The 2,416-nt window shown below is 70.6% G+C and carries 2 protein-coding genes; both read left to right on the top strand.

Annotated elements, in window-relative coordinates; all coding sequences use genetic code 11:
- The coding region (locus QOZ89_RS47020) for an acyl-CoA dehydrogenase family protein (RefSeq protein WP_312630396.1) at positions 1 to 1,290 on the top strand (1,290 nt) is incomplete at its 5' end.
- 43 nt (positions 1,291 to 1,333) lie between these two features.
- Positions 1,334 to 2,416 (top strand): acyl-CoA dehydrogenase family protein (locus QOZ89_RS47015; RefSeq protein ID WP_312630397.1); only part of this gene is annotated, 1,083 nt, incomplete at its 3' end.

The raw sequence follows: 2,416 nt of genomic DNA, 5'->3' as shown, positions 1-2,416 counted from the left end.
TGGGACTTCGAGACGGATCCGGAGTATGCGCGCGAGCTGGAGTGGGCCGAGGAGTTCGTCCGCGAGGAGGTCGAACCGCTCGACTTCGTCATCGAGCACGCCTGGGACGTGCGTGACCCGGTGCGCGCGAAGCTGATCCCGCCGCTGCAGGACCAGGTCCGGGAACGGAAGCTGTGGGCCTGCCATCTCGGCCCGGAGCTGGGTGGCCCGGGCTACGGGCAGGTGAAGCTGGCACTGCTCAACGAGGTCCTCGGGCGTACCCATTCCGGCCCGGTCGTGTTCGGCTGCCATGCGCCGGATTCGGGAAACGCCGAGATCCTCGCGCACTACGGCACTGACGACCTGAAGAAGACCTACCTGGAACCGCTGATCGAGAACCGGATCGTCTCCTGTTTCTCGATGACCGAACCGCAGGGCGGCTCCGATCCGACCGGGTTCACCACCCTGGCCCGCCTCGACGGTGACGAGTGGGTGATCGACGGGGAGAAGTGGTTCTCCTCGCACGCCCGGTTCGCCTCGTTTCTAATCGTGATGGCGGTCACCGACCCGGACGCACCGGCGCACCGGCGGCTGTCGGCGTTCGTCGTCCCGGCGGACACCCCCGGCATCGATATCGTCCGCAATGTGGGGGTGTCCGGGCACGACGAACATGAGGGCATCCACGCCTACATCCGTTACGAGGGCGTACGCGTCCCGGCGGATCATCTGCTCGGCGAGCGGGGCGCCGGCTTCGCCGTGGCGCAGACCCGGCTGGGCGGCGGCCGCATCCACCACGCGATGCGGACCGTCGGGCTGGTCAGGCGCTCGTTCGAAATGATGTGCGAGCGGGCGGTCTCCCGGACTACCAAGGGCGAGATGCTCGGACGCAAGCAGCTCGTCCAGGAGATGATCGCCGACTCCTGGATCCAGATGGAACAGTTCCGGCTGCTCGTCCTGCGCACGGCCTGGCGCATCGACAGGTACAACGACTACGACAAGGTGCGCGCCGATATCGCCGCGGTCAAGGCGGCGATGCCCAAGGTGCTGATGGACGTCGCGTCCCGCGCGCTGCAGGTGCACGGCTCCCTGGGCGTCTCCACGGAGATGCCGTTCGGCCGGTGGGTGCTGGAGTCGTTCCACATGGGCCTGGCCGACGGCCCGACCGAGATTCACAAGGTGAACCTGGCCCGGCAGCTGCTGCGCGGCGTCGCGCCGGCCCCGGGGTTGTTCCCCACCGGCCACCTCCCGTCCCTGGCCGCCGATGCCCGGGCGCGGTACGCCGTCGAGCTCGAGCTCGCCGATTCGGAGTGAGCGGCTCTCAGGGCTCTTCGAGCTCTCAAGGGGGTACAGGAGCATGAACCTTGCACCGAGCGAGGAGCGCGCCGAGCTGAGGCAGGCCGTGCGGTCGTTCCTGGCCGCGCACTCCGCCGAATCCGACGTCCGGCGACTGATGGAGACGCCGGAGGGCTACGACCGGGGGCAGTGGGCGAGGCTGGCCGGCGAGCTCGGCCTCACCGGGCTGTGCATCCCGGCCGAGCACGGCGGCAGCGACGCCACCTTCGCCGAGGTCGGCGTGGTCCTCGAGGAGATGGGGCGCACCCTGACGTGCGCGCCGTACCTGTCCACCGTCGTGCTCGCGACCGGCGCGTTGCTGCACATCGACGACGAGGCGGCCCGCAAGGATTATCTGCCTGGCATCGCCGCGGGGGAGACCATCGCGACCGTGGCGGTCGTGGAGGAGTCGGGGCGCTGGGATGCGGCCGATGTCGCCGCGACCGCGACGCGCGGCGCGGCGGGCTGGGAGCTGCACGGGACGAAGATGTTCGTCCTCGACGGACACATCGCCGACCTCGTGCTCGTCGCCGCGCGGACGGGCGACGGCGCGGGATCCGCCGTCAGTCTCTTCGCGGTCGACGGAACCGCGCCGGGTCTGACCCGCGGCGCGATGCCGACACTCGACCTCACCCGCAGCCAGGCGCGCCTCGACCTGGACTCCGTGCCGGGCCGGCTCGTCGGCCCGGAGGGCGGCGCCGGACCGACCCTCGAGCACCTCGGCCACCTGGCCGCCGTCGCCCTGGCCTGCGAACAGGTAGGCGGCGCGGCGCGGGTGCTGGAGACGGCCGTCGCGTTCGCGAGGACGCGGGTGCAGTTCGGGCGTCCGATCGGGCAGTTCCAGGCGATCAAGCACCGCTGCGCGGACATGGCGCTCGAGCTGGATGCCGCTCGGACCGCGCTGGCCCACGGGCTGTGGGCGGCGGCGACCTCGGACCCCGAGCTGCCCGTCGCCGCCTCCATCGCGAAGATCCGCTGTTCGGAGTGCTTCGATTTCGCGGCCGCCGAGAACGTCCAGATCCACGGCGGTATCGGCTTCAGCTGGGAGCACTCCGCGCACCTGTACTTCCGCCGGGCGAAGAGCAATGCGCTGATGTTCGGCGAC

The sequence above is a fragment of the Pseudofrankia coriaricola genome (assembly GCF_032027725.1).
In the GTDB taxonomy this organism is placed as follows: domain Bacteria; phylum Actinomycetota; class Actinomycetes; order Frankiales; family Frankiaceae; genus Pseudofrankia.
The sequence above is the reverse complement of the archived record's forward strand: the minus strand, read 5'-3'. Positions and strand labels throughout refer to the sequence as shown.